General features: G+C 73.7%; 30 protein-coding genes and 2 pseudogenes. 15 read left to right on the forward strand and 17 right to left on the reverse strand.

The genetic code is table 11. From position 1 onward, the window contains the following. On the reverse strand, positions 1–3,519 hold a 3,519-nt coding region (locus tag ACWGKU_RS06080), incomplete at its 3' end, for an acyltransferase domain-containing protein (protein ID WP_452179753.1). A gap of 406 nt (positions 3,520–3,925) precedes the next feature. On the opposite strand from ACWGKU_RS06080, the gene ACWGKU_RS06085 reads away from it, so the two are divergent. After that, entirely contained in the window at positions 3,926–4,258 is a 333-nt protein-coding gene (locus ACWGKU_RS06085) for a hypothetical protein (RefSeq protein ID WP_452179751.1), read from the forward strand. A gap of 678 nt (positions 4,259–4,936) precedes the next feature. On the opposite strand, the gene ACWGKU_RS06090 is transcribed toward ACWGKU_RS06085, so the two are convergent. From ACWGKU_RS06090 to ACWGKU_RS06115, 6 genes are all read right to left on the reverse strand, one after another. Continuing rightward, positions 4,937–5,236 carry a hypothetical protein gene (locus ACWGKU_RS06090; protein ID WP_452179749.1) on the reverse strand — a complete coding sequence of 100 codons (300 nt, stop codon included), beginning with the start codon at positions 5,234–5,236 and terminating at the stop codon, positions 4,937–4,939. Then, entirely contained in the window at positions 5,217–5,501 is a 285-nt protein-coding gene (locus tag ACWGKU_RS06095) for a hypothetical protein (RefSeq protein ID WP_452179748.1), read from the reverse strand. Before ACWGKU_RS06095 ends, ACWGKU_RS06090 begins: the two co-directional genes overlap by 20 nt. Positions 5,502–5,540: 39 nt before the next feature. Continuing rightward, entirely contained in the window at positions 5,541–5,705 is a 165-nt protein-coding gene (locus ACWGKU_RS06100) for a hypothetical protein (protein ID WP_401055222.1), read from the reverse strand. A gap of 16 nt (positions 5,706–5,721) precedes the next feature. Further along, a complete protein-coding gene (locus ACWGKU_RS06105; protein ID WP_401055223.1) occupies positions 5,722–5,925 on the reverse strand; it encodes a CsbD family protein in 204 nt (67 codons plus the stop codon). A 216-nt stretch (positions 5,926–6,141) separates the two neighbouring features. Continuing rightward, positions 6,142–6,405 carry a hypothetical protein gene (locus ACWGKU_RS06110; protein ID WP_452179747.1) on the reverse strand — a complete coding sequence of 88 codons (264 nt, stop codon included), beginning with the start codon at positions 6,403–6,405 and terminating at the stop codon, positions 6,142–6,144. Further along, the gene (locus ACWGKU_RS06115; RefSeq protein WP_452179746.1) at positions 6,380–7,066 is read right to left on the reverse strand and encodes a type III effector protein; all 687 of its coding nucleotides are present in this window, start codon (positions 7,064–7,066) and stop codon (positions 6,380–6,382) included. Before ACWGKU_RS06115 ends, ACWGKU_RS06110 begins: the two co-directional genes overlap by 26 nt. A 109-nt stretch (positions 7,067–7,175) precedes the next feature. On the opposite strand from ACWGKU_RS06115, the gene ACWGKU_RS06120 reads away from it, so the two are divergent. The 4 genes from ACWGKU_RS06120 to ACWGKU_RS06135 all read left to right on the forward strand — a co-directional run bounded on the left by ACWGKU_RS06120 (position 7,176) and on the right by ACWGKU_RS06135 (position 8,946). Then, positions 7,176–7,610 (forward strand): Hsp20/alpha crystallin family protein, encoded by a 435-nt coding sequence (locus ACWGKU_RS06120; RefSeq protein WP_452179745.1) that lies wholly within the window; start codon positions 7,176–7,178, stop codon positions 7,608–7,610. A gap of 127 nt (positions 7,611–7,737) precedes the next feature. After that, positions 7,738–8,091, forward strand: coding sequence for an STAS domain-containing protein (locus ACWGKU_RS06125; protein WP_452179744.1), 354 nt, complete (start codon positions 7,738–7,740; stop codon positions 8,089–8,091). Continuing rightward, a complete protein-coding gene (locus ACWGKU_RS06130; protein ID WP_452179743.1) occupies positions 8,088–8,492 on the forward strand; it encodes a DUF2267 domain-containing protein in 405 nt (134 codons plus the stop codon). Before ACWGKU_RS06125 ends, ACWGKU_RS06130 begins: the two co-directional genes overlap by 4 nt. A gap of 52 nt (positions 8,493–8,544) precedes the next feature. Continuing rightward, positions 8,545–8,946: a DUF2267 domain-containing protein gene (locus ACWGKU_RS06135; protein WP_401049089.1), complete on the forward strand. Its 402-nt coding sequence runs from the start codon at positions 8,545–8,547 to the stop codon at positions 8,944–8,946. Between the two features lie 454 nt (positions 8,947–9,400). Here the strand turns inward: ACWGKU_RS06135 and ACWGKU_RS06140 are convergent, their stop codons facing one another. From ACWGKU_RS06140 to ACWGKU_RS06155, 4 genes and pseudogenes are all read right to left on the reverse strand, one after another. Beyond that, the gene (locus ACWGKU_RS06140) at positions 9,401–9,637 is read right to left on the reverse strand and encodes a DUF6296 family protein (RefSeq protein ID WP_452179742.1); all 237 of its coding nucleotides are present in this window, start codon (positions 9,635–9,637) and stop codon (positions 9,401–9,403) included. A 269-nt stretch (positions 9,638–9,906) separates the two neighbouring features. After that, complete coding sequence (locus ACWGKU_RS06145; RefSeq protein ID WP_452179741.1) at positions 9,907–10,623, reverse strand: proton-conducting transporter transmembrane domain-containing protein; 717 nt, start codon at positions 10,621–10,623, stop codon at positions 9,907–9,909. Between the two features lie 279 nt (positions 10,624–10,902). After that, positions 10,903–11,226 (reverse strand): plasmid stabilization protein, encoded by a 324-nt coding sequence (locus ACWGKU_RS06150; protein WP_452179740.1) that lies wholly within the window; start codon positions 11,224–11,226, stop codon positions 10,903–10,905. A 2-nt stretch (positions 11,227–11,228) separates the two neighbouring features. After that, positions 11,229–12,085 (reverse strand): annotated as a pseudogene (locus tag ACWGKU_RS06155) (SDR family NAD(P)-dependent oxidoreductase). A 120-nt stretch (positions 12,086–12,205) separates the two neighbouring features. On the opposite strand from ACWGKU_RS06155, the gene ACWGKU_RS06160 reads away from it, so the two are divergent. Next, the gene (locus tag ACWGKU_RS06160) at positions 12,206–12,892 is read left to right on the forward strand and encodes an HAD family hydrolase (protein ID WP_452179739.1); all 687 of its coding nucleotides are present in this window, start codon (positions 12,206–12,208) and stop codon (positions 12,890–12,892) included. 10 nt (positions 12,893–12,902) lie between these two features. Next, complete coding sequence (locus ACWGKU_RS06165; protein ID WP_452179738.1) at positions 12,903–13,631, forward strand: class I SAM-dependent methyltransferase; 729 nt, start codon at positions 12,903–12,905, stop codon at positions 13,629–13,631. Positions 13,632–14,283: 652 nt separating this feature from the next. Here ACWGKU_RS06165 and ACWGKU_RS06170 read toward each other — a convergent pair. Then, positions 14,284–14,745: an SRPBCC family protein gene (locus tag ACWGKU_RS06170; protein ID WP_452179737.1), complete on the reverse strand. Its 462-nt coding sequence runs from the start codon at positions 14,743–14,745 to the stop codon at positions 14,284–14,286. A gap of 183 nt (positions 14,746–14,928) precedes the next feature. On the opposite strand from ACWGKU_RS06170, the gene ACWGKU_RS06175 reads away from it, so the two are divergent. The 3 genes from ACWGKU_RS06175 to ACWGKU_RS06185 all read left to right on the forward strand — a co-directional run bounded on the left by ACWGKU_RS06175 (position 14,929) and on the right by ACWGKU_RS06185 (position 16,856). Beyond that, the gene (locus ACWGKU_RS06175; RefSeq protein WP_452179736.1) at positions 14,929–15,813 is read left to right on the forward strand and encodes a Rieske 2Fe-2S domain-containing protein; all 885 of its coding nucleotides are present in this window, start codon (positions 14,929–14,931) and stop codon (positions 15,811–15,813) included. A gap of 166 nt (positions 15,814–15,979) precedes the next feature. Continuing rightward, positions 15,980–16,636 (forward strand): HemK2/MTQ2 family protein methyltransferase, encoded by a 657-nt coding sequence (locus ACWGKU_RS06180; RefSeq protein WP_401051788.1) that lies wholly within the window; start codon positions 15,980–15,982, stop codon positions 16,634–16,636. Positions 16,637–16,721: 85 nt separating this feature from the next. Next, a complete protein-coding gene (locus ACWGKU_RS06185) occupies positions 16,722–16,856 on the forward strand; it encodes a CDGSH iron-sulfur domain-containing protein (protein ID WP_452191366.1) in 135 nt (44 codons plus the stop codon). Here the strand turns inward: ACWGKU_RS06185 and ACWGKU_RS06190 are convergent. Next, complete coding sequence (locus ACWGKU_RS06190) at positions 16,830–17,825, reverse strand: iron-containing redox enzyme family protein (protein WP_401051784.1); 996 nt, start codon at positions 17,823–17,825, stop codon at positions 16,830–16,832. The genes ACWGKU_RS06185 and ACWGKU_RS06190 overlap by 27 nt on opposite strands. Positions 17,826–18,136: 311 nt before the next feature. Here ACWGKU_RS06190 and ACWGKU_RS06195 point away from each other — a divergent pair, with 311 nt between their 5' ends. The 3 genes from ACWGKU_RS06195 (at position 18,137) to ACWGKU_RS06205 (ending at position 21,395) form a co-directional block, all read left to right on the forward strand. Next, positions 18,137–19,156, forward strand: a complete 1,020-nt coding sequence (locus tag ACWGKU_RS06195) for a YihY/virulence factor BrkB family protein (RefSeq protein ID WP_401051782.1) — start codon at positions 18,137–18,139, stop codon at positions 19,154–19,156. 115 nt (positions 19,157–19,271) lie between these two features. Next, positions 19,272–19,844, forward strand: a complete 573-nt coding sequence (locus ACWGKU_RS06200; RefSeq protein WP_401051780.1) for a flavin reductase family protein — start codon at positions 19,272–19,274, stop codon at positions 19,842–19,844. A gap of 1,014 nt (positions 19,845–20,858) precedes the next feature. After that, positions 20,859–21,395 (forward strand): hypothetical protein, encoded by a 537-nt coding sequence (locus tag ACWGKU_RS06205; RefSeq protein ID WP_452179735.1) that lies wholly within the window; start codon positions 20,859–20,861, stop codon positions 21,393–21,395. A gap of 303 nt (positions 21,396–21,698) precedes the next feature. Here ACWGKU_RS06205 and ACWGKU_RS06210 read toward each other — a convergent pair. Then, positions 21,699–22,307, reverse strand: a pseudogene (locus tag ACWGKU_RS06210) (molybdopterin-dependent oxidoreductase); the annotation flags it as partial. Between ACWGKU_RS06210 and ACWGKU_RS06215 the strand changes: the two are divergent. Continuing rightward, positions 22,307–22,450, forward strand: coding sequence for a hypothetical protein (locus tag ACWGKU_RS06215; protein ID WP_452179754.1), 144 nt, complete (start codon positions 22,307–22,309; stop codon positions 22,448–22,450). The pseudogene ACWGKU_RS06210 and the gene ACWGKU_RS06215 sit on opposite strands and share 1 nt — an antisense overlap. 144 nt (positions 22,451–22,594) lie before the next feature. Continuing rightward, positions 22,595–22,747: a hypothetical protein gene (locus tag ACWGKU_RS06220; RefSeq protein WP_401045483.1), complete on the forward strand. Its 153-nt coding sequence runs from the start codon at positions 22,595–22,597 to the stop codon at positions 22,745–22,747. On the opposite strand, the gene ACWGKU_RS06225 is transcribed toward ACWGKU_RS06220, so the two are convergent. The 3 genes from ACWGKU_RS06225 to ACWGKU_RS06235 all read right to left on the reverse strand — a co-directional run bounded on the left by ACWGKU_RS06225 (position 22,729) and on the right by ACWGKU_RS06235 (position 24,874). Then, positions 22,729–23,271 (reverse strand): DUF6328 family protein, encoded by a 543-nt coding sequence (locus ACWGKU_RS06225; protein WP_452179734.1) that lies wholly within the window; start codon positions 23,269–23,271, stop codon positions 22,729–22,731. The two genes, ACWGKU_RS06220 and ACWGKU_RS06225, sit on opposite strands and share 19 nt — an antisense overlap. A gap of 150 nt (positions 23,272–23,421) precedes the next feature. Further along, positions 23,422–23,766 (reverse strand): hypothetical protein, encoded by a 345-nt coding sequence (locus ACWGKU_RS06230; protein ID WP_452179733.1) that lies wholly within the window; start codon positions 23,764–23,766, stop codon positions 23,422–23,424. A gap of 139 nt (positions 23,767–23,905) precedes the next feature. Continuing rightward, the gene (locus ACWGKU_RS06235) at positions 23,906–24,874 is read right to left on the reverse strand and encodes an LLM class F420-dependent oxidoreductase (RefSeq protein WP_452179732.1); all 969 of its coding nucleotides are present in this window, start codon (positions 24,872–24,874) and stop codon (positions 23,906–23,908) included. Between the last annotated feature and the right edge of the window lie 83 nt (positions 24,875–24,957).

Consider the following 24,957-nt stretch of genomic DNA (forward strand, 5'->3'; position numbering starts at 1 on the left):
GCGCCACACCTCCGCCAGCGACACCATCACCGACCACAGCACCGGCTGCACCACATCGACCCGCGCCAGCAGCGCCTCCGAACCCAACGCCTCCGTCAACGACCAGTCGACATAAGGCGCCAGCGCCCGCTCGCACTCGGCCATCCGTTCCGCGAACACCTCCGCCCCGGCCAGCAACTCGGCGGCCATCCCCACCCACTGCGAACCCTGACCCGGGAACACCAGCGCCACCCGACCGGAAACCAGCCCGCCGCCGGACACCGCGGCACCCTGCGCCAGGGCCTTCACGCCGTCGAGCAGTTCGCTCCGGTCCCCACCCACCACCACCGCACGGTGCTCGAAGGACGCACGCCCCACCGCCAGCGAACAACCCACGTCCGCCACGTCGAGGCCGGGCTCCGCCGCCACCCGCGCCGCCAACGCCTCCGCCTGCGCGCGCAGTGCCTCGGCGCTGCGCGCCGACACCGGCCACACCACCGTCCCGGGACGCGGGGCGTCCTCCACCGCCTCGGCCGGCGCGGACTCCAGGATGACGTGGGCGTTGGTGCCGCTGATGCCGAAGGAGGACACGCCCGCCCGGCGCGGACGGCCCGTGTCGTCCCACGCACGGGCCTCCGTCAGCAGCCGGCCGGCGCCCGCCGACCAGTCCACCTCGGGCGTCGGACCGTCCACGTGCAGCGTCTTGGGCATCACGCCGTGCCGCAGCGCCAGCACCGACTTGATGACCCCCGCCACACCGGCCGCGGCTTGGGCGTGGCCGATGTTGGACTTCAGCGAGCCGATCCACACCGGCCGGTCCGAAGGCCGCCCCTGGCCGTACGTCGCCAGCAGCGCCTGCGCCTCGATCGGGTCGCCCAACCGCGTCCCCGTACCGTGCGCCTCCACCACGTCCACCTCGGACGCCGTCAGCCCCGCGTCCGCCAACGCCGCACGGATCACCCGCTGCTGCGACGGACCGTTCGGCGCCGTCAGACCGTTGCTCGCACCGTCCTGATTCACCGCCGAACCACGCACCACCGCCAGCACCGGATGCCCGTTGCGCCGCGCATCCGACAACCGCTCCACCAGCAGCATGCCCACGCCCTCGGCCAGGCCGAAGCCGTCGGCGGCCGCCGCGAACGCCTTGCAGCGGCCGTCCGGGGCCAGGCCGCCCTGCCGGCTGAACTCCACGAGCATGCCGACCGTGGACATCACGGTCGCGCCGCCGGCCAGCGCCAGCGAGCACTCGCCGGAGCGCAGCGCCCGGACCGCGAGGTGCAGGGCCACCAGCGAGGACGAGCACGCCGTGTCCACGGTGACCGCCGCTCCCTCCAGGCCGAGGGTGTAGGCCAGGCGGCCCGACGCGACGCTCCCGGTGTTGCCGGTGAGCAGGTGGCCGCCCTCGTCGGCGCCCTGTTCGAGGGAGGGGCCGTAGTCCATGGTCATCGCCCCGACGTAGACGCCCGTCAGGGTCCGCCGCAGGGTGGACGGGTCGATCCCGGCCCGCTCCAGCGCCTCCCAGGTGGTCTCCAGCAGCAGCCGCTGCTGCGGGTCCATGGCCAGCGCCTCGCGCGGCGAGATGCCGAAGAACTCCGCGTCGAAGTCGGCCGCTCCGGCGAGCGAACCCGCCTCCCGCTGGTAGAACCGGCCTGGTGTGCCCGGTGCGGGGTCGTACCGTCCGGCAGTGTCCCAGCCGCGGTCGTCGGGCAGCGCGGAGACGGCGTCAGCGCCCGCCGACACCAGCTCCCAGAGTTCGTCGGGGCTGCCGACCCCGCCGGGGTAGCGGCAGCCCATGCCGACGATCACCACGGGGTCGTCGTCCGCGGCCCGCCGCACCGGCTCGACCGCATCCGTACTCCCGTCCGGCCGGTCGCCGCGGATCCGGGCGCTGAGGTACGCGGCCAGGGCCGCCGGGGTCGGGCAGTCGAAGACGGCCGTCGCCGGGATGCGCAGCGCCGTCGCCGCGCTCAGCCGGTTGCGCAGCTCCACGGCGGTGACGGAGTCGAATCCCAGGTCGAGGAAGGCCACGTCGGCGGGGACCGGTTCGGACCGCCCGGTCACCGCGGCGATCTCCTCGTCCACCAGCCGTGCCAGCGCGGCGCGCCGTTCCGGGGCGTCCATTCCGGCCAGCTCCGCGCGGAACGCGCGGCCGACCTCCCGGCCGCCGCCCGCGTCGTCCGGCCCGTTCGCGTCGGCCGGGCCGGGCTCCGCGAGCGCCGCCAGGACGGCCGCCGGCAGTTCCGGTGCCCGGGCGTGCTGCCCGGCGGGCGGCGCTTCCCGTCCCGGGGCGGCACCGCACACGTACAGGTCACCGAGCGAGGCCAGGAACCGGCCCGGACCGTCCTGGTCCCGGCGCAGCGTCCCGAGGACGGCGGCCTGCGCGCCGTGTTCCTCCGCGCAGTCCGTGAGGGCGGAGGTCAGCACGGTGTGCGGACTGACCTCCAGCAGGACGCCGTACCCGTCCCGCAGCAGGGCGCCGGCCGCCTCGTGGAACCTGACCGTGTTGCGCAGGTTGCGGCACCAGTAGTCGGCGTCCAGGACCGGGGCGTCCAGTCGTCCGCCGGTCAGTCCGGAGTAGTAGGGCAGCCGCGGTGCGCGGGGCCGGATCGGTGCGAGGTCGGCGCGCATCCGGGGGATGATCGCGTCGATGTGGGGGGAGTGCGCGGCCAGGCCCACCGCGATCCGCCGTGCGTGCACCCCTTCCGCGGCCAGGTCGGCGAGGAATTCGGCCGCGGCGTCGCGGTCACCGGAGACGATCACGGACCGCGGACCGTTGTGCGCGGCGACGACGAGGCGGCCGTCCCAGCCGCGCAGCCGCGGCTCGACCTCGTCGGCCGGGGCCATGACGGAGACCATGTCGCCCTGCCCGGCCAGGGTCGCCTGGGCCTGGCTCCACAGGGCGACCACCCGCGCGGAGTCGTCCAGGGACAGCGCGCCGCTGACCGCGGCGGCGGTGACCTCGCCGACGCTGTGCCCGAGCACGGCGGCCGGTTCCACGCCGTGGAAGCGCCACAGCTCGGCGAGCGACACCGTCACGGCGAACAGCAGGGGCTGCACCACGTCGGCCCGGTCCGCGACGGGCGCGCCCGGCGCGTCCGGGTCGCGGAGCACGTCGATCGGCGACCAGTCGACGAACGGTTCCAGGGCCTGCGCGCACGCGTCCATCCGGTCGCGGAACACTGCGGAGGTGTCCAGCAGGTCCACCGCCATCCGGGGCCATTGCGCGCCCTGTCCGGGAAACACGAAGGCGACCCGGCGGCCTACCGCTGCGGCACCCTCCACCAGGCCGGGCATGCTCCTGCCGTCGGCGAGCGCGTCCAGCCTCCGCAGGAACCCGTCGCGGCCGTCCGCCACCAGTGCCGCCCGCCGGCTCCCCTCGGAAGCGGTGCGCGCGAGGGTGAACGCGATGTCCTGGGGGCTCCAGTCGTCACGACCGGCCAGGTACGCGTGCAGGCCGCGCGCGCCGGCCGCCAGCGACTCCTTGCCGCTGCCTGCCAGTGTCCACAGCAGCGATGCTTCCGTACCGTCGGGGTGCGCCATCGTGTCTTCGGACTCCTTCACGGCGAGCAGGACCATCAGTCGCCGGACCGTGGCGGGGGCCCGCTCCCACGGGTCGCGCGCCGACCGGGACGCCTTCGTCATGCCCGGCGTGTACCGCCACCGGACCTGCGACGTCGATCTTGCCCAAGTCGCATAGCGGCTCGATAGCGCAGGCCGCGACACGACGTGGACACGGGGAGCGGGCGGGTCGCGGAGCAGCGGGAGGCCCGCGCGCGCACCGTGGGGCGGGTCGACCGTCCGTTCCGGCGGACCGCTCCGGGCCCGGAGTTCGCGTCACCCCCGGCTCCCGTCAGATCCCGTCCGGTGCCGCCACGAACTCGGGGCGAGCCCCCACCTCGACCCGCTACGTCGACGGGGGGCGGGCGGCATCGCCTGCACCACCTCCGTGCTGGCGTACGACACCGCCTACCACCCCAGCAAGACCACCACCACGATCCCCGGCACCGAGATCGGCCAGGGCACCACCCCGTTCACCTACACCTGCCAGGCGGTCCACAACCCCGTCACCGGCGCGGTGACCGACGACAATCGCTCGGCCGTCGGCGACATCGCCGCGGAGACGGTCCACTACGCCTACGACGTCTTCGGCCCGAGGGATCACCAACGCCCGCCTCGCCCGTGCCCAGCTCGGCCAGGGCGACCTCGAACCCGCCGTCACCACCGCCATGGCGATCCCGGCGGGGTTGGCCGCGCACCCACGGGTCGCCGGCATGGCTGATCGACCTCTACGCGGACGTCCGAGCGCCGCTCCTCCACCTCCCCAACTACGCCGTCGCCACGTCCGCCGAACGCCTCGACCACCACGGCGGCGAGCCCGGCTTCGAGACCGTCATCGGCTACGACAAGGACCAGCCGATCGGCTACGCCTACGGCAACACCATCCGCTCCGGCGACCGCTGGTGGACCCGGATGTCCAAGCCGATGGATCCCGACCTCACCACCAGCCCGGTCTTCGCCCTCAAGGAACTCGGCGTCCGCACACCGTGGCGCGGCACGGGCGCCGCCCGCCGCATCCACGAGAGCCTCGCGGGCAGCCGCCCCGAAGAGCGGATCACCCTGATGGTGAACCCTGCCGCCGGCGACGGCAAAGTGCTCGCACTGTACGAATCCTGGGGCTACTCAGCCGTCAACGAGGTCCAGCCGAACCCGGACGCACCGCCGCTCATGGCCATGATCCGGAAGTGCGCGCTCCGAGCATCCGAGCGGGCTTGGGAGCAGTCGCCGGTCCCGCCCGGCTCGGCCGGACAGAACTCCTGGTCGGACTGCCTCCAGCTGGCAAGCATTCGGCGAATGGAGACCTCCTGCAGGCGTGCCACCCGCCCGCACCCGCACTTCGCCGCGTCACCCGCCAGCGGGGCCCAGCACCTCCAGCGGATGACGCGGCGTCGTTTATGGTCTAGCCTTCGGGGTCCTGCTGCGGGATCGGCGCGTCGACGACGTCCACGACGAACTCCGAGGTACCGCTGCCCTCGTAGTCGACGTCACGATGGCTGTGCAGCCGCGTGTGCACCCTCACCCAGCGCCCCTCGGCGCTCGCACCGGCTGCCACGCCGAGTCCAGCACGGACGAGCGTGAGACCGGGATGCGGCTCCTTGCTCGTCCAGGTGTTCAGGAGATCGACCCCGGCAAGGAGTTCCCACGAACGTGGCTCGGCGCTGGCCGGCACCGACACCTCGTCATTGCGGAGCTGGACCACCCAGTCGACGTTGCCGTCCTGCCGCGCTCGTTCGAATGCGGATTCCGAGGCCGATCGCGTAAGCGCCCTCGAGATGGTCTTCGAGCTCGTCGTCGATCCGGCTGAAGTGGACAGCCTCGCGAACGATCTCGATCGGCCCGAAGCTGCTGAAAGCCCTCATCTCCGGCGGGCACTCGTCCTTGAGGTACCGCCTCGTGGCCATCTGGACGGCCTTGGGGAGGCTGTCCAGCACAGCCTGCAGCGCGACGTCATCGCGGTCCGCCAAGTACGCACCTACAGCGTCACGGCGCATGTTCCGCCTTCCCTACCTGCGCCCTGAGCGCCGGCCGCCCAGACGCATGCCGCCGAACACCAGGGCGGCGAGGAACAGGACGATCCCGATCACGAGCAGCCACAGCAGGCCCTTCACGAGGGCGCCGACGAAGCCGAACACCACGGCGATCAGGACGATGAACAGAAACAGTGCCATCGCGGTTCCGCCTTTCTCACTTGTCGCGCTTCAGAGCGCCCTTCACACGGTCGGCGACGTCGCGCACGCCGTCCTTGACGTCCGCGGCGGCCTGCTTGAGCTTCGACTCCGCCTGGTCGGCCTGCCCGTCGCCCTTCAGCTCCTGGTCACCGGTCAGGTCCCCGACCTTCTCCTTGGCCTTGCCGGTCACGTTCTGCATCTTGTTCGACAGGTCACCCATCGATTGCTCCGTCCATCCGTCAGTGCGCGAATCCCACTGTCTGATCATGCATCTTTGCCCGGTTTCGGGGGTTTTATGCTCGCGGCATGCCGATGAGGCGCGGGCCGTCCTGAGGGGACCGCCTGGGCGGGGCGGACGGCGGCGCGAGGCGGTACGCGGGCCGGGGGGATCGACGCCGCGTGCCGCCGGCCTGCTGACCGCGGGCAGGCGCGCGGTTCAACGAGCCTCTCCCGCGGACGGGCACGGGTGGCGGGCCGGGCCGCCGGGGGTGTCGGGGCCCTGCGGGGGCCAGGGCTGGGTGGCGAGCCGGCGGCGCAGGGCGTCGAGGCGGGCGAGGCGGGTGTCGAGGACGGTGCGGGCCGCGGTGCTCTGTTCGCGGATCCGCAGTTCGATGGCGGTGAGGCGGTCCTCGATGTGCTGCCACCGGTCCTGGGCCAGGGCCGGGGTCGAGTGGTCAGGCGCGTCGTTGGTCACTGTCATGGCGGAGGCGGTCGGTGCGGTCGGTGAGGTCGTCGAGGCGGGCGGCGAGGTCGGGATGGGCGTCACCGAGGTGGGGGCGCATACCGGTCAGGGGCGCTATGAGGTCGGCCGGGTCGGTGGCGCCGAGGGCGGTGCTGAGGGCGTCCAGGGCGGGCCCGGCTTCGGGGGTGTGGCCGGGGGCGGCGGCGATCCGGGCGGCCAGGACGCGCAGGCCGGCGGCGTGGTCGCGGGCCCAGGCGTCGACGGCGCGGTCGGCGGCACGGCGGTCGCGTACGGCCTTGACCCGTTCCGCGCCGGTAGCGGTGGCGTCGGTGGTGTCGGTGGTGGTGCGGGCGGGGCGCAGGCGCAGGTAGCGGTTCTCGGCGGCCTGGCGGCTGGCGACGCCCATGGGTTGGGCGAGGTCGGCCCAGGTGGCGCCTGCGGCGCGGGCGGCCTCGACCATCGGGGCCTCCCAGTCGGCGAGCTGGGTACGCACCTCCCGCAGCAGCACGAGGGCGGCCAAGGCCTGCTCGGCACCGCCTCCCGGTACGCCGTGGCCTGCGGGACGGCCGGGTTCCCCGGCCGTGCGCACGGCGTCGTCGATGGCCGCGAGCGCCGCGGCGGCGGCGAGGAAGGAGACCGGCTCGGGCCTGGCTGCGGGCTTCGGGGGCTTTGCACTCATGCGGTCATTCTACGGACGACGCGCAGCAATTGTCATCGGATGGATGACGTGCTACAACGGTGTCAGGTGAAGCGCACTGGCACCCAACGATCAATGGAGGTGTTTCGCGATGCTGCTGCGCACTGACCCGTTCCGCGAGCTGGACCGGCTGACCCAGCAGTTCCTCAACACGACCGGTACCTGGTCGCGGCCGACGCCGATGCCGATGGACGCCTACCGCGCGGGCGAGGAGTACGTGATCTGCTTCGACCTGCCCGGGGTGGACCCGCGGGCGCTCGACATCGACGTCGAGCGGAACATGGTGACCGTCAAGGCCGAGCGCCGTCCGCACCGACAGGGTGACGACGTGAAGTGGGAGCTGTCCGAGCGCCCGCTCGGTGTGTTCTCCCGGCAGGTCATGCTCTCCGACACCCTCGACCCGGAGGGGATCACCGCCGACTACGACGCCGGCGTGCTGACCCTGAAGATCCCGGTCGCCGAGAAGGCCAAGCCCCGCAAGATCGCCATCGCCCACGGCGACGGCCACAAGCAGATCCAGGCCTGACCTCTCCCCGAGCCGTCCCGTGCCGCCCCGCAATCCCCCCGGCGGCGCGGCACGGGACACCCCGGCCCTGGCCTGACCTTCCGGACACGCCCGCGCCCCGCGGGCCCAACGGACAGCGAGCCGCCCCATGACCACCCCGGCACCACAGTTCACGGTGAGGGTGTGCGGCGAGATCGACCTCGACACCGCCGCGGACCTGCGCCGCGAGCTGTCCCGCGCGCTGGTGGACCACCGGCAGGTGGTGCTCGACCTGTCACAGGTGACGTTCATGGACTGCTCGGGACTGAATGTCCTGCTGGAGGCCCGCAACCAGGCCGACCGAAACGGGGGGCACCTGGCCCTGCGCGGCATCTCCCGCCCGGTGGCCCGGCTCCTCGAACTGACCGGCCTGACGACCTGGCCGGCCCCGGCGCCGTGCCCGCCCGGCCGCACGGCCCAGACCCGGCGTCCGCCGCCGATCGGAGGGAGGAACCCACAATGACACTGCACTGGGAGGCGTTCCTGGACCAGGTCCGGGAACGCGGCGAATACGGCACAGCCCAGGAAGCCGAACACTGCGCGCACGTCGTCCTGGCCCTGCTCGGCGCACACCTGGTCGGCGCCGTGCGCTCGGACCTTGCGGCCCGCCTGCCCGAGACGCTCGCCCTGGTCCTGCTCAACCCGCTGCAGGCCACCGAACCGCTCAGCCCCGAACGGTTCGTGCGCGCCACCGCCGCCTGGATCGAAGGCGCCACCGAAACCACCGCCTTGTGGGACATCGGCGCCGTCCTGTCCACCGTCGCCGACGCCGCCGGCGACCAGCTCATGGAACAGGTCCTGCTCCAACTGCCGCCCGGCTACGACGTGCTCTTCGGCCGCCCCGCCGCCGGACAACACCCCTGACCCCCATCACGGCCGCCCCGGCGCGGCGGCCCACGCCTGGAAGGCCACCCCCATGACCCGGCACCGCCACCTGATCCAGCAGGTCCGCACCCTCGGCCGCTACCCCAGCGACGACGAAGCCGAACGTGCCCTCGCCGCCGTCCTGGCGCTGCTCGGCTCCCAGCTCACCGGCGACGAACGCTGCGACCTCGCCACCGCACTCCCCGAGCGGGCGCGCGCTGTCTTCGCTTCCCAGATCCCCCTGCCCCAACCGGTCTCGGCCCCCGCCTTCGTCGAAGCCGTCGCCGACGCCCTCGGCACCACCCTCGCCGCCGCCCGCTGGGACACCTCCACTGTCCTGGCCGCCCTGACCGACCTCGCCGACGACCACCTCACCGACCGCATCCTTCACCAACTGCCCCACGGCTGGGCCCTGCTCTTCGGCCGCGCCGACCTCACCCCAATCGCGGCCTGAACCGCCAACCATGACGTGGCGGCGACCGCGCATGCCCAATCGACCGGCTCACCTCGTCGGCCGGGACCTCCGCGACGGCCCGTTTCCAAGGCCAGGGCTCGTCACCACTCCCCGGGTGACCCGACCGCGGGCGCGGCCGTGCTGCGGAGCCGGCCGGGTGTCGCGCCCGCTGGACCAACGCCGGCCGCCGACGGACCGACCGGACCGGGGGCGGGATGTCGCGGGCTGCTGTCCGGGCCGGAACCACCGGCCGCGCCGGAAGATGTCGACGGCCTCGTCCGCCGCGCCATACGCGAACCTGCGCACCCCGCCAACCCACCGGAGCGCGGACCGGCGAGCGGCCGTTCGAGCCCGTCTGCTTTCGCCAAATCGCCACGGTGTGCCCGGACGGGCCGCCGGAGTCCCGAACCATCAGGTCCCAGACACTGCTGCCTTGCCCACAGGGGTCGCCCGCTCAGGGCATCGGGACGGCGTCCAGGCAGGGGTGGCGGCCGTCGTATGCGGCGGGCGCGGACAGTACGGTCGCCACCTCGCCGTCGATCCGCATCCGCCACTGGCCGGAGGCGTCCGTCCAGACGTGGCCACCGCTCGGGGCGACGTCTTCGCTCAGGTGCACCGGGAGCACCGTGGGCCGGGCGTGCGCGCCGACAGGTCCGGGCAGCGTCACCGCGTAGCGCCGGTGAACGGACATGGCCACCACCTCTCGTGGCTCGGGCGCCCGGGCACTGCCTCCAGCCTGCCCGGGTGCGCGCCCGGCTGTCCAGGCGCGGGCCTCGCGCCCTTTCTTTGGCCACGCTCACCTCGGCGGGCCGCCCGCCACACCTGCGGGCCCGCACACCCCGCACGGGGGCGCCGGGTTCTCGGGGCGCCATCGGCCTCTGGCCGCCTGCCCCACCGTACGCCGCACGCCGGAAGCGCGGGCCGGCAGTCACGGTGTCCGTTCTGCGGGCAGGACGATCGTCATGGCGCGCGGCAGGGTGCGCTGCGGGGAACGGATCTCGGGTTCCTCGCCCTCGCCGGTGGTCTCGTCCTGGTCCGGTCGACTGCGCGGGGCGGGGCCGATGCCGAAGAAGATCCGCAGGGCCGCGCGGAGAGCGGCGGCGCCGGTGACGGCGGAGGCGGCGACGAACACGGCGGGCAGCCACGGCTGCCACCGGCCGCGGCGTCCTCGCTCAGGGCCTTGCCGAGGCCCGTGCCGAACGGCGGCATCCCGGCCAGGGCCAGGGCGCCGGCCACGAACAGCACGCCGACTGTGCGCAGGTCACGTGCCTTGCCGTGCGGGCCGTGCTCGTCGACGGAGCCGTAGCGGTCCAGCAGGACGCCCGTGCGGGCGAACAGTGCGGCCTTCACCAGGCCGTGCGCGGCGACGTACACCGCGGTGCCGGTGGCGCCGTCGGGGGTGAGCAGGGCGACGGCGATGAGGAACAGGCCGACGTGGCTGATGGTGGAGAACGCGAGCAGGCGCTTGAGGTGGCGCTGCTGCCAGCACATCAGGGCCCCGAGCAGGGCGGTGAGAAGGCCGAGGGCGGTGAAGGTGGTGCGGAAGGCCTGGTGGGGGATGCCGCCGGGGCCGGAGAAGACGGTCCAGTAGATGCGGGCGATGCCGTTCCCCAGGCCGTTGTTCGATTGCCGGCCGCCTGGCGACACCGCGACGCAGGCGGCGCCTCCACGCGCCATCCAGGGCCCAGCCGTGTCATGGGCTCCAGGTCAATCGGGAGGCTCCGGCGGGCGGGGGTGCCCGGGTTCCGGCGGAGCCGGTTCCGTCGGCTCGCGCGGGGCGGGCGGGGCGGGCGGTTCGGGCGGAGGCTCGGGCGAGCCGGGAGGCGCGGGCGGATCCGGCGGCACCGGAGGCTCGACCGGCTCCGGCGGACCGGGCGGCCGCGGGGGCTCGGTCGGTGGCAGGGGGTTGGTGTCGGGGTCGGGCGGTACGGGAACGGTACCCACGGTCACCAGCTCCTATCGGCCCAGGGCGTGTTCGAGTTCCTTCTTGTTCATCTTCGAGCGGCCGTGGACGTTGCGCTGCTTGGCCTCGTTGTACAACTGCTCGTACGTGGGACCCTGCGAGCCGCTGTGCGAACGCAGACCACCTCGACGGGAGGACGAGATGTCCTTCACCGAGCTGCGGCTGGCGGTCTTCGACTCCCCGTGCCGGGCCCTCTCCTTGTTCACGGTGCGCGCGGCGATCTCCTTGGCGCGCTTCTCGCTCTCACCGCGCTCCAGCGCGCTGTCCTTGATGTGCTCGTACTGCCGCTCCCGTTTGGGAGTCGATCCGCGAGGCATGATCAGACACTCCTTTCCGACGACTCCGGGGCGCGTGTTCCCCGCATCCGTGAGAGGAACCCGCCACCGGCGCCGGGCAAACCGGCTTGCACCCGTCCGGCCGCGCGACGCCCCGCGTCGACGAGGGCGCCGAAGGCGTGCGCCACCTGCTGCTGGGGGCTGCGGTCCCGGGCCCGGTCGTCGAACCGGCCGTGCGCCCCGAAGTCCCGCCGGGCATCGACCGGCTCGAACAGGTTGTCCGGGTCTGTGGCGCGGCGCCGGCGGTCTTCCTGCTGGGAGCCGAAGCCGGTGCGGGCCGGGTAGCGGTCCAGCAGCCCGGGCACGACGGCGTTCGCCACCAGGGTGGCCACCGTGCTGCCGCCGACCCAGTACTCGCGCCGCCCGGGGTGGTCGGCCGCGTACAGCACGGCACGGGCGGCGACCTCGGGCTGGTAGATCGGCGGCACCGGCTGCGCCCGGTTGGGCAGTCGGGAACGGACCCAGTCGAACTGCGGGGTATTGACGGCCGGCATCCGCACCATCGTGGTCCGCACCCGCGCGCCGGAGGCGAGCAGTTCGCAGCGCAGCGCCTCGTTGACGCCCTGGATGGCGTGCTTGGCGCCGCTGTAGGCGCTCTCTCGGCCCGTTCGGCGTCGGCTTCCACCGCGTCCGTGTCGGCGACGTCGGCCTCGATGGCGATGACCTTGGCGGCGCCGGCCAGCTTGGCCTCCCGCGCGGCCGCCTCGAGGCCGGTCCGGCCGCGGGCGATCAGCGCGAGCCGGTCCCCGTGGGCGGCGAATGCCTCGGCGCAGGCGCGGCCGATGCCGCCGCTGGCCCCGGTGATGACGACGGTGCGGCATGCAGCTTCCATAGGTTCCATGCTGCTCCGGGTTTCCCGGAGACGGCGAGGCAAACGGTCCGGCGCCGCGTGCGTGGCCGGTTGTCGGGTCGTAGCGTCGACAGGGTGGACCTACCCAGGGCGTGAACGAAGGAGGCCTCGATGCCGGCCGCAGCACTGTTCGATGTCGACGGCACACTGCTCGACACCAGCTACTGGCACACCGTCGCCTGGGCCGAGGCGCTCGGCCAGTTCGGCCACACCCCGGCGATGGCCCGCATTCACGGGGCGATCGGCATGGGCGGCGACCAGCTCCTCGACCACCTGCTGGGTGAGGACCGCGACCGCGAGCAGGATGAGGCGATCAGCGCGGCACACCAGGCGCTCTTCGCCCGCTTCTGGCCGCGCCTGCGCGCCTTCGACGGCGCCGGCGGCCTGCTGCGGGAACTGAAACGGCGCGGCTGGACGATCACCCTCGCCTCCTCCGCCTCAGCACGCGACCTTCAGGTGATGCGACGCGCGCTGGACGCCGACGACGCGATCGACCATGCCACCAGCGCCGACGACGTCGAGGCCAGCAAGCCCGCCCCCGACCTCGTCCACGCCGCCCTGGCCAAGTCCGGCGCCAAGCCGGACCAGGCGCTGTTCATCGGCGACACCCCCTGGGACGTCCAGGCCGCCGCCGGGGCCGAAGTCGCGTGCGTGGCGGTACTGTCCGGCGGCTTCGGCGAACGGGCTCTGCGAACGGCCGGAGCCCTCGAAGTCCACCGCGACGTCGGCGAACTCCTCACCCGCCTCGACAGCAGCGCTCTCGGAGACCCGACCCGCTACACGACGCAGCCCGGTTAGCCGCCCGGACGTGGGCGACACCGGCGGCTACGCGGTCTCCGCGGAGTTCTACGACCTCCTGCAGGCCGAGACCGACCGCCGTCTGGCCGAGCGGCGCTTCGCCCCGGCCGCCACCCGGGCCCGCCACGCGGTCCTGGATGTCGGCGCCGGCACCGGCATCGTCACCGAGGTCCTGCTGCGCGCCTCCAGCGTGCCCGTCCACGCCGTCGAACCGGCCCCGGCCATGCGCGCCGCCCTGCTGTCGCGCCTGGCCCACCTCGGGGCGGACCAGCGCGCCCGCGTCACCGTGCACCCCGAGCCCCTCGCGGCGGCAGGCCTGACGGCCGTGGCGGACCTCGCCGTCGCCTCCAACGTGATCGCCTGCCTGGATCCCCCGACGAGGCGCGCCACCTGGAGGGCGATCTCGGCCGCCCTCCTGCCGGGCGGCCTGCTCCTGTTCGATCCGCCACCCGCCGACCTGACCGGTGGGTGCGAGACGATGGGACGGCTCGGTCCGGTGCGGGTGGGCCCCGACCTGTACAGCGCCGACGTCACCCGCCGACCCGACCGCGGCATCCTGCGCGTGGTCTTCACCTACCGCGTCCAACGCGGGCAGGAGCTGCTGCGCGAGGCTCGGGAGGCGTTCGACATGTGGCCGACCCCGCCCGAGCGTCTCACCGAGGAGCTCGAAGCCGCAAGACTGCACGTTGTGCAGGCCCCTGGATCCGGCCTCGTGGCGGCTCGCCGCCCCGCTTTCTAGACAACCCCGACCTTGCCCGCCTGCGGGTATCACATTCCGGGCGCCATGCCGCTGGACGACCCACAGCACGAGCGTTTGACTGGCACTCTGATGGATCCACCAGCCCGGCTACGCACGGATACACAGCCGCGCTGTGGGTCGGCTCGGTCTTCCATGGCCGGAAGGACTGAGCCGTCCAGCCCCCTCGCGCGAGCATGCCGTCAGAGTCGGCATCATCCGCTCGGCCAGCCCCACGCACCGCCCACACGCCACGGCGAACAGGCCTCGGGAATCGCACCGCGGCTTCGATCCCGTGCCGCACCCGATCAGTCGCCTGTCTCTCCTGGCGGTGTTCCGCCTGGTGCCCCGCCACCCTCGTCAGCCGGTTTCTCACCGGATGCCGGCGTGCAGCGACCGCCGCTGTCCCCCTCACCACCGTCACCTACGGCTGACTGGTCGCCACCGGCCAGGGCCCACCCCACACCGATGGTGACCCATCCACTCACCCTCCGAGCCGGGCCCTGCGGGGCTCGGCTCGGGTGGTGAACGGGGGGCTCGGCTCGGAGTCCTGCGGACGCTCGTGAAGCGCATCCCGTCGACGGGCGTGGCCGTGCGGCGACCCCGGCCACTCGGACCGGGGCCGCGGCCAGGGGGTGCGGTCGACGACGGACGCTCAGCCAGGGGTGATCCGGCCGCGCCAGCCGCCCTCCTCCTCCCGGCCCTCGTGCTCGATGAAGTCCTTGAAGCGCCGCAGGTCCCCCTTGACCCTCCGGTCGACCATGCCCAGCATGTCGCCGGCCCTCTCGGCCATGCCCTCGGGCTGGAAGTCGATGGCCAGGTTGACCCGGGTGTGCCGGTCGTCCAGCCGCTGGAAGGTCACGACGCCCTTCTGGCGCACGTCGCCGTCCGTCGTCCGCCAGGCGATCCGCTCGTCGGGCAGCTGGTCGACGATCTCGGTGTCGAACTCGCGGGTGACACCGCCGATGCTGGTCCGCCAGTGATTGTGGCGATCATCCAGCTGGGTCACGGCCTCGACGCCTTCCATGAAGCGCGGGAACTCCTCGAACAGGGTCCACTGGTTGTACGCGGTGTGCAGCGGGACGTCGACGTCGACCGTCTCCTTCACCGTGCTCATCTGGGCCTCCTCGCGGGGTTTGGCGGCCGGGGCCTTCCCGGCCCGCCCGCGCGCCTTCCCGATGCGCCGCGCCCTAAGCACCGCCACGTTCATCCCGCGGGGCCCGGCCGGTGGGTGGCATGGGGGCTGCGCACTCGTCAGGGAAGCAGGTTTGGCGGACGCGGGCCCGGCTAGGCGCCCGGCATGGACTCCTCACTACACACTCACCCGTGGTCCCGGCGGCTGCGCCGCGCGCTCGACGCGCCGGCCCGTTGGCAGTTCCTCGACACAGCCGCCGAACCGCTCGCCGGCGCGGTGGCCGGGCTGCCGCTCGGGCCGTACCGCGACGCCCTGCACGGCGTGTGGCTCGGGCACCCGCTGCACCCCGCACTGGTCCAGTTCCCGCTCGGCTGCTGGCTCTCCGCCGGGCTGCTGGACTGGACTCCCGCCGCGCACCGCGGCGCCGACCGTCTGGTGGCGGCGGGCCTGCTGGCCGCCGGCCCCACCGCGCTCGCGGGCTGGGTCGACTGGGCCCGGCTCGACCCGCCGCGCCGACGCACCGGGCTGGTCCACGCCGGCGTCAACACGACCGGCGTGCTGCTGTACGGCGCCTCGCTGGTGGCCCGCTGCCGTGGTCGGCGGATGCACGGCCGACTGCTGGGCCTGGCGGGGCTGGCCGCCGTCTCGGCGGGCGCCGCGCTCGGCGGGCACCTGTCCTATCGGCAGGCCGCCGGTCCGAACCGCGCGGCGGCGGTGCCCCCGCTGGCGCCGTCGGACTGGGTCGGGCTGGGCGTGGTCGACGACTTCCCGCCCGCCGAACCGGTCCGCCGCATGGTCGGCGAACTGGCCGTGGTGGTGGTTCGCGACGGGGACGACTGCCAGGTGCTCGCGGACCGCTGTGCCCACCTCTCCGGGCCGCTCTCGGAGGGCACGCTGATGGACGGCTGCCTGCGCTGTCCATGGCACGGCAGCGAGTTCCGGCTGCGGGACGGCGAGGTGGTGCACGGACCGGCCACCGCCCCGCAGCCGGTGTTCGAGACCCGGGTGCTCTCCGGACACCTGGAGATCCGGCTGACCGAGCCGACCTGACCGGTCCCACCGGGTCGCTGTTCGCGCCCGGCACGTCCGCCCGTCGCACCACCCGGACCGGGGGCATGCGAGCGTCCGTGGTCGGCGGAGTGCGTCCGCGGCGGCCACCCGCGGTGCCGGCCGGTGTCCGAGGTGTGGGCGCCGTCGATCCGGGCAGCCGCCCGGCATGCTGTTGATCAGAGCGCCGGGAGTCTACGCGCCTCAGGGCGACACCGAGCTTCTGCTCGCCTGCCTGCGCCGCGAGGTGCTGGACGCCGCCAGCCGGGTGCTGGACCTCGGCACCGGGACCGGTGCGGTCGCCCTCGCCGCAGCCGGGACGGGCGCGCGGGTCACCGCCGTGGACCTGTCGGCCCTGGCGGTGGCGACCGCCTGGGTGAACGCGAGGCTGAACCGCCGCAGGGTGCGGCTGTGCCGCGGCGATCTGGGGGCCCCGGTCGCCGGCCGGCGCTTCGACCTGATCACCGCCAACCCACCGTACGTCCCCACCGGCGATGACGTGGCGCGGCCCGGCCGCGGGCCCGCTCTGGCCTGGGACGCCGGTGCGGACGGGCGGCTGCTGCTGGACCGGATCTGCCGGGAGGCGCCGCGGCTGCTGGCCAGGGGCGGGAGACTGCTGCTGGTGCAGTCCTCACTCGCCGGTGTCCCGGCGACGCTGGCCGCGCTGCGGTCGGCGGGACTGCGGGTGGCCGTGGTGGCCCGGCGCTGGCAGGCCTTCGGGCCGGTCATGACGGCGCGCGCCGCACTGTTCGAGCGGCGGGGGCTGATCCGGCCCGGCGAACGCGAGGAGGAGTTGGTGGTGGTGCGCGGTGTCCGGGAGCACTGACAGGGCCGCGACCCGGGTGGTCATCGTGCCGGGCGGGCCGCTGCTGGTCGAGGGTCCGGTGGAGGTGGTCCTGCCGGACGGGACTGTGCGCCGCTGCGACCGCCCGGTGGTGGCGCTGTGCGCATGCCGGCGCAGCCGTCGCTATCCGTTCTGCGACACCAGTCACCGGCGCCGCGCGCGGCCGGAGCGGGCTTCAGATCCGGCCGTCGGGCAGCGGTGAGCGCAGCGAGCTTCGGCCGGTCCGCCACCGGCCGAGCAGGTGGTCGGCGAACCGGCTGTCGACGACCTCGGCGGCCGCGATGCCGAACGCGATGTCGGCCTCCAACTCGGGTTCAGCAGTGATCAGTTCTTCGATCACACCGCGTCGGACCAGTTGCTCGTGGACTGCGTCGGCTTCGATGTGCTCGCGGTAGAACAGCGTGCCGTCCGGTCCTGCGCCGAGGCGCTGCAGGGCTGCGGCCAGGCGGGCGGAGCCGGGCGAGGAGGTGATCTCGACGGTGGCGAAGTGTCCGACGGCGGCGCCGCGCAGCGCACGGTGCAGGCCGAACAGTGTCATCAGGTTGACCACCGCGAGCGCGGGCGCGGGGACAAGGTCGAGGTAGTGCCGGTATTCCGGATCGAGGCCGAAGTCGGCCATCATCCGTGCGAACAGCAGGCAGTGGGCGCGGTCGGGCCGGCCGGCGCCGTACTCGTCGTAGGCCACCGTCATCAGCACCGCCTGGGCGGGACCGTGGAGCCGTGGCAGCATCCACAGCTGCGGGTCGGCTTCCTTGAGGTGGTAGACCGAACGGTGCACCAGGTACTCACGGGCGTGCCATCGTGCGCCCTCGGCCAGCAGGTAGTGCGACGGGCCGGCGCCGTCCAGGGGCTCCGCCAGGAGCCGTTCCAGGGCCTGGCGCAGCGGCCGGACAGGCTCCGCCTCGGCGCGCACCGCGGCGAGGAACGGCCGTTCCAGCTCTCGCCTGTAGGAGAGCAGTTCGGGTTCCCACTCCCAGCCCGGGTGGACTCCGGGCAGCCCACGGTCGTGGAGCTCGTAGCAGAGGTGGAGGGCGAGCTGGTGGTCCTCGCCCCAGGGGTCGGTGGCGGGCTCGGGCGGTGCCAGGAACCGGGCCGCACCGGGCGGCCCGGCGGTCAGCAGGCCCAGCACCGCCTCGGACAGCGGCCCGCGCGGCTCCGGGAGCCCGCTCACCGCCCGCTCCCGCGGCCCTCGGTGCAGGCGCACCACACCGCGACGGCGGTGCCCAGGTCGGATTCGGAGGCCGAGCCGAACCTGCGCAGCAGGGCTGCCGGCCCATGGTCACGGCGCGGTTCGCTCCCGATCCCGGGCTGTGCCGCCTGTTCCCTCCGCTCCATCGTGCCCACCTCCACGCGATCGTCGTCCCTGGCGCTGAGCGGCTGCCCTGGTTCGGTCGTGTCTAACGTTCGGATTTCTCACGGGTGCGGGCCGTCGCGGGGCGGCGCCGGGGTGTCGGCCCGCGCACCGCGGGCAGACGCGTCGGCGTGAACCCGATCGAACGAACCCTGCGCGCCCTCGACCGCTTCCAGCAGCGCCACCGCGTTCCCGGTCTGGTCGTCGGTGTCGTCAAGAAGTACGGCGACGACCGTGGAGGGCTGCTCGCCGCCCTCATCACGTACTACGGCTTCGTGGCGCTGATCCCGCTGCTGCTCCTGCTCAGCACCGCACTCGGGTTCGTCCTGCACGGCCACCCCGGTGCCCAGCAGTCGGTGCTCGACTCCGCGCTCGCCGACTTCCCCATCATCGGCGACCAGCTGCGTCAGAACGTGCACTCCCTCCAGGGCAGCGGCCTTGCCCTGGTCATCGGCGTCCTCGGGCTGCTGTACGGGGCACTCGGCATCGCGCAGGTGCTCCAGCACGCCATGGCCGAGATCTGGAACGTCCCGGGAGTGCGGCGGCCCGGCTACTGGCCGCGGCTGGTGCGCAGCCTGTTGCTCTTCGCCGTCCTCACTGCCGGGCTGCTGCTCACCACGGCCGCCGCCTCACTGGTCGGCACCGCCTTGGGCGGGCCGCTCGCCCGCGTCGGGGGGCTGCTGATCTCGGCGCTGCTGAATGCCACGGTGTGCCTGGCCTGCTTCCGGGTGCTCACGCCCAAGGAGGTTCCCGTCAGGGCGCTGTGGCCGGGGTGCGCGCTGGCCGGCCCGCTGTTCACCCTCCTCCAGGCGTTCGGCGCCCTGCTGGTCACCCACGAACTGCGCCACGCCGGCCAGGTCTACGGCTTCTTCGCCACGGTGATCGGCCTGCTCTCCTGGCTCTACCTGGCCGCCCAGATCACCGTCTACGCGGCCGAGACGAACGTCGTGCTCGCCCGTCGGCTGTGGCCGCGCAGCATCCTGCAGCCCCCGCTCACCGACGCCGACGAGGACGTGCTGTCGTCCGTCGCCAGGCAGGAGGAACGCCGCCCCGAACAGCACGTCGACGTCTCCTTCCACGACGAGGACGGAGGTGAAGGCGTGGGCGGGGCGGAGGGCGACGACGACCGGCCCTCCGGCCCCGGGACGTGATGGACGGACGGGGACATCACGCTGCGCCGTGCGCGAGGACGAGGGCCCGGTGTGGTCGCGGGAGAAGAGGGTACGCGCGGGGCGACCCGCGTACGGCGAGCGTAGGAGGCCCGTCATGGCCGATCCGGTGAAGTCGACCGACCGGCGGGGAGACTCGAACGGCCGCACCGCTGAGCGGCCGTCGAACGGGCCCGGACGTGGGGCACCGGCCGAGAACGACTTCGACGACTTCGCCGCCCTGCTGGACTACCCCGTGTACGTGGTGACCGCCGCCGGGCGCGAGCCGGCCGGCTGCCTGGTCGGGTTCGCCGGACAGTGCTCGATCCGTCCCGCGCGGTTCGTGGTGTGGGCGTCGAAGGCGAACCACACCCATGCCGTCGCCCTGGCGGTGGAGGTTCTCGCCGTCCACCTGCTTCCGCCCGACCACCGGCTGGCAGAGCCGTTCGGGGGCCGGACCGGCGACGACACCGACACGTTCGCCCGGGTCGCGTGGTACCAGGGCCCGCACGGCGCGCCGGTCCTCGCCGAGGCACCGGCCTGGTTCGTCGGCCGGATCCTGGACCGTGCCGGCTGGGGGGACCACACCGGGCTGCTGCTCGCTCCGGTCGTGGTCCACACCCCGCCGGGGGCGGCCCCGGTGTTGTCTTCCCGGGACGTGGCAGACATCGAGCCGGGCCATCCGGCCTGATCGGTCCTACGGACCACGGCGTTCCCGACCAGCGCGCCGCCGTAGACGGTGGAGCCGACGCCGATCAGCCAGGACCGGACGGCCGGCACCCGTCCCGACGGTGCTGTAGGAGACGGCGTTGGACACCAGCAGCGGCGCGAGGACCACCCGGGAGAACAGGCGGGGGCCGGCCGGCGCCGTCATCGTCGCCGCACCTCCCGGCAGGTCCCGCGGCCGGCGAACAGCAGCCGCGCCCGCGGCTCGTCGGGGGACGGCCGCACGGAGGACAGCCGTGAGCCGGTCGTGCGGTCGCGCCTTCCTCGTCCGCTGCGGGGGTGCCGGTGGTCGTCGTGCAGTCAGAGTCTGTGGGCTTCGCGGCCCCTGGTGGCCGAACAGGTGGCGGATCCGACCGCCCCGGGCGGGCTCATCCGGTGTGCCGACGGCCCGGCCACCCTGCTCGGCGGCACGTTCCCCCGCGGGCACGGTCGCCTCGTCACGGGTGGGCGGAAGGGGCTGGGCGGGCGCTGGGCGGGTTTCCCCGTGCGCGCCCGGCCGGACGGGGCGCCGGGTTCGCCGGGTCATCAGGGCCAGGCCCAGGCAGAAGACCAGGGCGAGGGACACACCGGACAGGAAGATGCCCAGGCTGTCGAGCGTCGCCAGGTCGTTGCCCAGCACGGTCACCTGGTAATCGGGCCCGCCGGAGAGGTTGTCCGCGATCAGCGTCCGGCGAAGGCACCGGACGCCGTCATCAACAGGAGTCCAAGCAACAGCAACATGGCGATTCCTTTCCGTCCCGGTCCCGGTCGCCCCCACCGGCCCGCGCCTACCCGGGCGGGCCCGCTCACCACGGCACCGGGGGGCTGTCGCGTGGCTACCGCGGTCAACGCCGGGCGCAGCCCGCGCCGCCTGTGCGGTCCGTGCGCGAGCGCCTGGCGGCAGCTCGCGGCACGATGAAATGACCGCACCGTCTTCGACCCGCTGAGCCCGCGCGCTCGACGATCCCGGTGTCCGGCCCTTGATCCGGGAGGAATCGTGATGTCCGCCCAACCGTTGGCCGAGCCCCTGCACATCTACCTGAACGACCACCTGACCGGCGCCTTCGGGGGCGCTGCGCTGGCTGACCGCATGGCCCGTACTCACCCCGGCAGCCCCCGCGCGCATGACCTGCGGCGGCTGGCCCGCGACATCGAGCACGACCGTGACGCTCTGGTGAGGATCATGACCCGGCTCGGCGTGCCCGTGCGGCGCTACCGGACCTGGCTCGGCCTCGCCGGTGAGCGTCTCGGCCGCCTCAAGCCCAACGGGACCGTCGTACGCCGGGCGCCGCTCAGCGACCTGATCGAGTTGGAGACGCTGCGCACCGGCGTCGAGGGCAAAGCCGCGCTGTGGCGGGCGCTACGCGCGATCGCTGACACCGATGAGCGCCTGGACCGGGTGGAGCTGGACCGCCTTGCCGAACGGGCAGCCGAACAGTCGCGCACGTTGAACGGCTGGCATCCGGTGGTCAGCGCCGCCGTGCTTGCGCACCGCCCCGGCTCCGGGCCGGGTGCCGGCTCGGGCACGGTCTTGTGAGCGGCTCGGTATTCGTGGATGAGGCAGGCCTGGCCGGGTGGTACGTGAGCCCATGCGGCGTTCCAGGCGGCCGGGAGCACGGTGGCGGTGGCGGGATCCCTCACCTGTGGCCTGCTGGCACTGGCATTATTCATCGCCCTCGCCGATCAGCACGGCACCCGGGTCATCTCACCGCGCCTGGAAGGCGACCGGCAGACCATCCAGCAGGAGTGGGTGGCCGAAGCCCTGAGCCTTCTCGGACACCTATCACCCTCCCTCGCCCTGACCCCGCGAGGAACTGGAGCCGGGCGGGGTCAGTGGTGGTGGTCGAGGGGCGCGGTACTCGGCTTCGGTAGCGGCTTCGCCGGTGTTGAGGTCGCGGCCGTAGGTCTCGCAGGCGTCCGGGTGGGCCCAGAAGCGGCCGTCGGCGTACAGCCGCTGGGTGCCAAAGGGCAGGACGGGCGTGGCCGGCCACTGGGTGCCGCCGTGTTCGCGCAGCAGTTGGTAGCTGAGGCCGGTGTAGTCGCACGGGCGGCCGGCGCTGCACAGCTGCCAGGCGGCGAACGCGGACGGGGCGTCGTGCCAGGTGATCGGCGGGCGGCCGGTGCGGTCGCGCAGGTCCATGCGGCGGGCGAAGTCGAGGAAGATGTCGAGGTCGGCCCTGGCCTGGCCGGGCGGGTCGACGGCCTGTTCGGAGAGGTGGACGGTGCGGTCGGCGTTGGTGAAGGTGCCCGTCTTCTCGCCCCAGGTCGCGGCCGGCAGCACGACGTCGGCGAGCGCGGTGGTCTCGGTGGGGAAGATGTCCTGCACCACGGTGAACAGGCCGGGCCGGGCGAGGATTTCGCGGATCCGGGTGAGGTCGGGCGGGGAGACGGCCGGGTTGGTGGCGCTGATCCACAGGAACTTCAGGGCGCCGGTTTCGGCGAGGCGCCATGCGACGCCTCACCGACCCCGGCACCCACGACGCCCAGGCCGCCGCCCTGCTGCGCCACCCCGACCTCCTCGAACCCGTCGCCGCCCTGCACCGGGGCCAGCTCGTGGAGCGGCTGACCGTCGAGGGCGCCCCACAGGCCTGATACCGCCGGCCGGGTGAGCCGACCACTTGGGCCCGCGATGCACACAGCGGCGGGGGCCTGGGCGGCCAGACTCGGCAGGCGCGGCCGGCAGCGCCGAGCCACGCCAGTGCCACGCGTCTACCGACGAGGCGGACCGCGGTGGTGATGAGCGACCAGGACACCCCGCAGAACCCGGCCGAGCGGTTCCCGGGCCGCCGCTGCCCGACCGAGAAGAGCCAGTCCCATCCCGGCAGCGGCGAGCGGATGCGGCCCCAGCCGGACCAGCGCTGCAGGAAGCGTCATCGCGAGGGCCCGTAACCACCGCCGGTGTCGCCATGCTCGCGCGTTGCTGCCTGGCGGGCGGCTGTGCGCCGCAGCACGACCTGGGGCAGGACGAGCCAGGTGGCGGTGAACCAGAGCAGGCAGGCGGCGCTGAGGCCCCAGGCGGCGGCCGGGTTGCCGGTGGCGGTGCGCAGCAGGAGCAGCAGGGCGGCGGCGATGGTCAGGGCCAGGGTGGTGAGTCCGGTGGCGATGAGGCGGCTGGCGACGTGGATGAGTTCGGGTTTCATGCCGTGGCCGGTGAGGAAGCGGTGGAAGGCCACGGGTGCGATCAGGGCGCCGGTGGCGACGGCGCCGAGGACGACGGTGGCGACGTAGAGGTTCTTGTCGAAGTCGGGCAGGGTGGCGAAGCGTGGGGTGAAGGCCACGCCGATGAGGAAGCCGAAGAGGATCTGTGCGCCGGTCTGGCACACGCGGACTTCCTGGAGCATCTCGTTCCAGAGCCGGTCGGCGCGTTGCTGGGGCGTCTCGTCCCGGCCCGGTGCACCGTCATTCTTCGTCAACGGGTCCTCCCCCGCCTGCGGGCGGTGCTTTCAGCGGCCCGTCTGGGCCCCGGAGCGGTGCCGCTGGCACTCTCCACGCCGCCGGTGTGGGTTCGCCGCACGGACCGTCGCCTCGTGCGGCGCGGTGGGGCAATGGTCGTCCGTGACCGGTCAGGGGCGGTCCTTATGGTGGCCGCACAACCAGGCCAGCGCCTGGTAGGCGCCCAAGGCGTACGCGGCGTCCGTGCGTTCGTCCAGCGCGTCGCGCAGGCGGACCGCGGCGGCCTGGCACTCGGCCAGTAGCTGCGCGCGGCACGGCCCCGTGGCCCCGAGCGCGGCGGCGGCGGTGACCGGTGCCGCGACCTGGGCACCGGCGGCCCACCGGTAGGCCCCCAGAACCCCGTAATCGAACCCCGTCCAGGGCTGCGGACGCCGGTTGGCGGTGTCGATCGCGTCGAACACCTCGTCCAGTGGGCGCACCCCCACGGCCGGGATCGTCGTCTCGTCACTGGTCATGCCCGCAACCTACGACGACTCACCGCCACCCGCCGCCCGGCGGGACACCGGACAGTACTCCGGCAAGGGCCCGCCTGCCGGATGCCGGGCGTTCGGGTGAACCGCCCCGGCCGCAGGTGGCCCGCCTACCGGGCCGGGTTCAGAACGCCGCGCGCAGCGCCGGCAGCAGGGTGGCCTGGGCCCAGTCGAGGAAGGCGGGCTGGCTGTCGCCGCCGACCTGGACGAGGGCGATCTCGCCGAATCCTGCGTCGGTGAACGGCCGTACCGCCTCGACGAAGTCCTCGACCCGGTCGCCGCACGGGATGGCCTCGGCGACGTCGTCGGGGCGGACGAGGCGGCTCGCTGCGGCGAAGCCGGCTGGGCCGGGCAGTTCGGCGTTGACCCTCCAGCCGCCGCCGAACCAGCGGAACTGCTCGTGGGCCCGTCGTACGGCGGCGCCGCGGTCGGGGTCCCAGCACACCGGCAGCTGGCCCACCGCCGGTTTCCCGGCGCCGCCGTGCTCCGCGAACCCGGCGATGAGTTCCCGGTCGGGCTCCACGGCGATCACCAGGTCGGCCAGCCGGCCCGCCAGTGCGCAGGAGCCCGGCCCGGACACCGCCACGCCGATCGGGGGCGGCCGGTCGGGCAGGTCCCAGAGCCGGGCTCCCTCGACATCGAAGTACCGGCCTCGTGTGCTCACGTACCCGCCCTCGAACAGCGCTCGGATGATCTGCACCGCCTCGTCGAGCATCGCCTGGCGCACCGGCACCGCGGGCCAGCCCCGGCCGACCACGTGCTCGTTGAGGTTCTCGCCGCTGCCCAGGCCGAGCCGGAAGCGGCCCTGGGACAGCAACTGCAGCGTGGCGGCCTTCTGCGCGATCACGACGGGGTGGTAGCGGAACGTGGGGCAGGTCACGTAGGTCATCAGCGGGATCCGAGAGGTCGCCTGCGCGGCGGCGCCGAGCACCGCCCACGCATAGGGCGCATGGCCCTGCTCGTCCAACCAGGGGAAGTAGTGGTCCGAGATCACCGAGAAGTCGAAGCCCGCCCGCTCGGCACGGACGACGTCCGCGACCAGATCACTCGGGCCACGCTGCTCGGTCATCATCGTGTATCCGATTCTCACCATGACCCGCGCCTGCCCCGATTACCGCACCCCTCACACCGACGGCCCCGCCGGCGCGTCGCCGCCCGCGTGGGCGGCCGAACCGC

The sequence above is a fragment of the Kitasatospora sp. NPDC054768 genome (assembly GCF_053612025.1).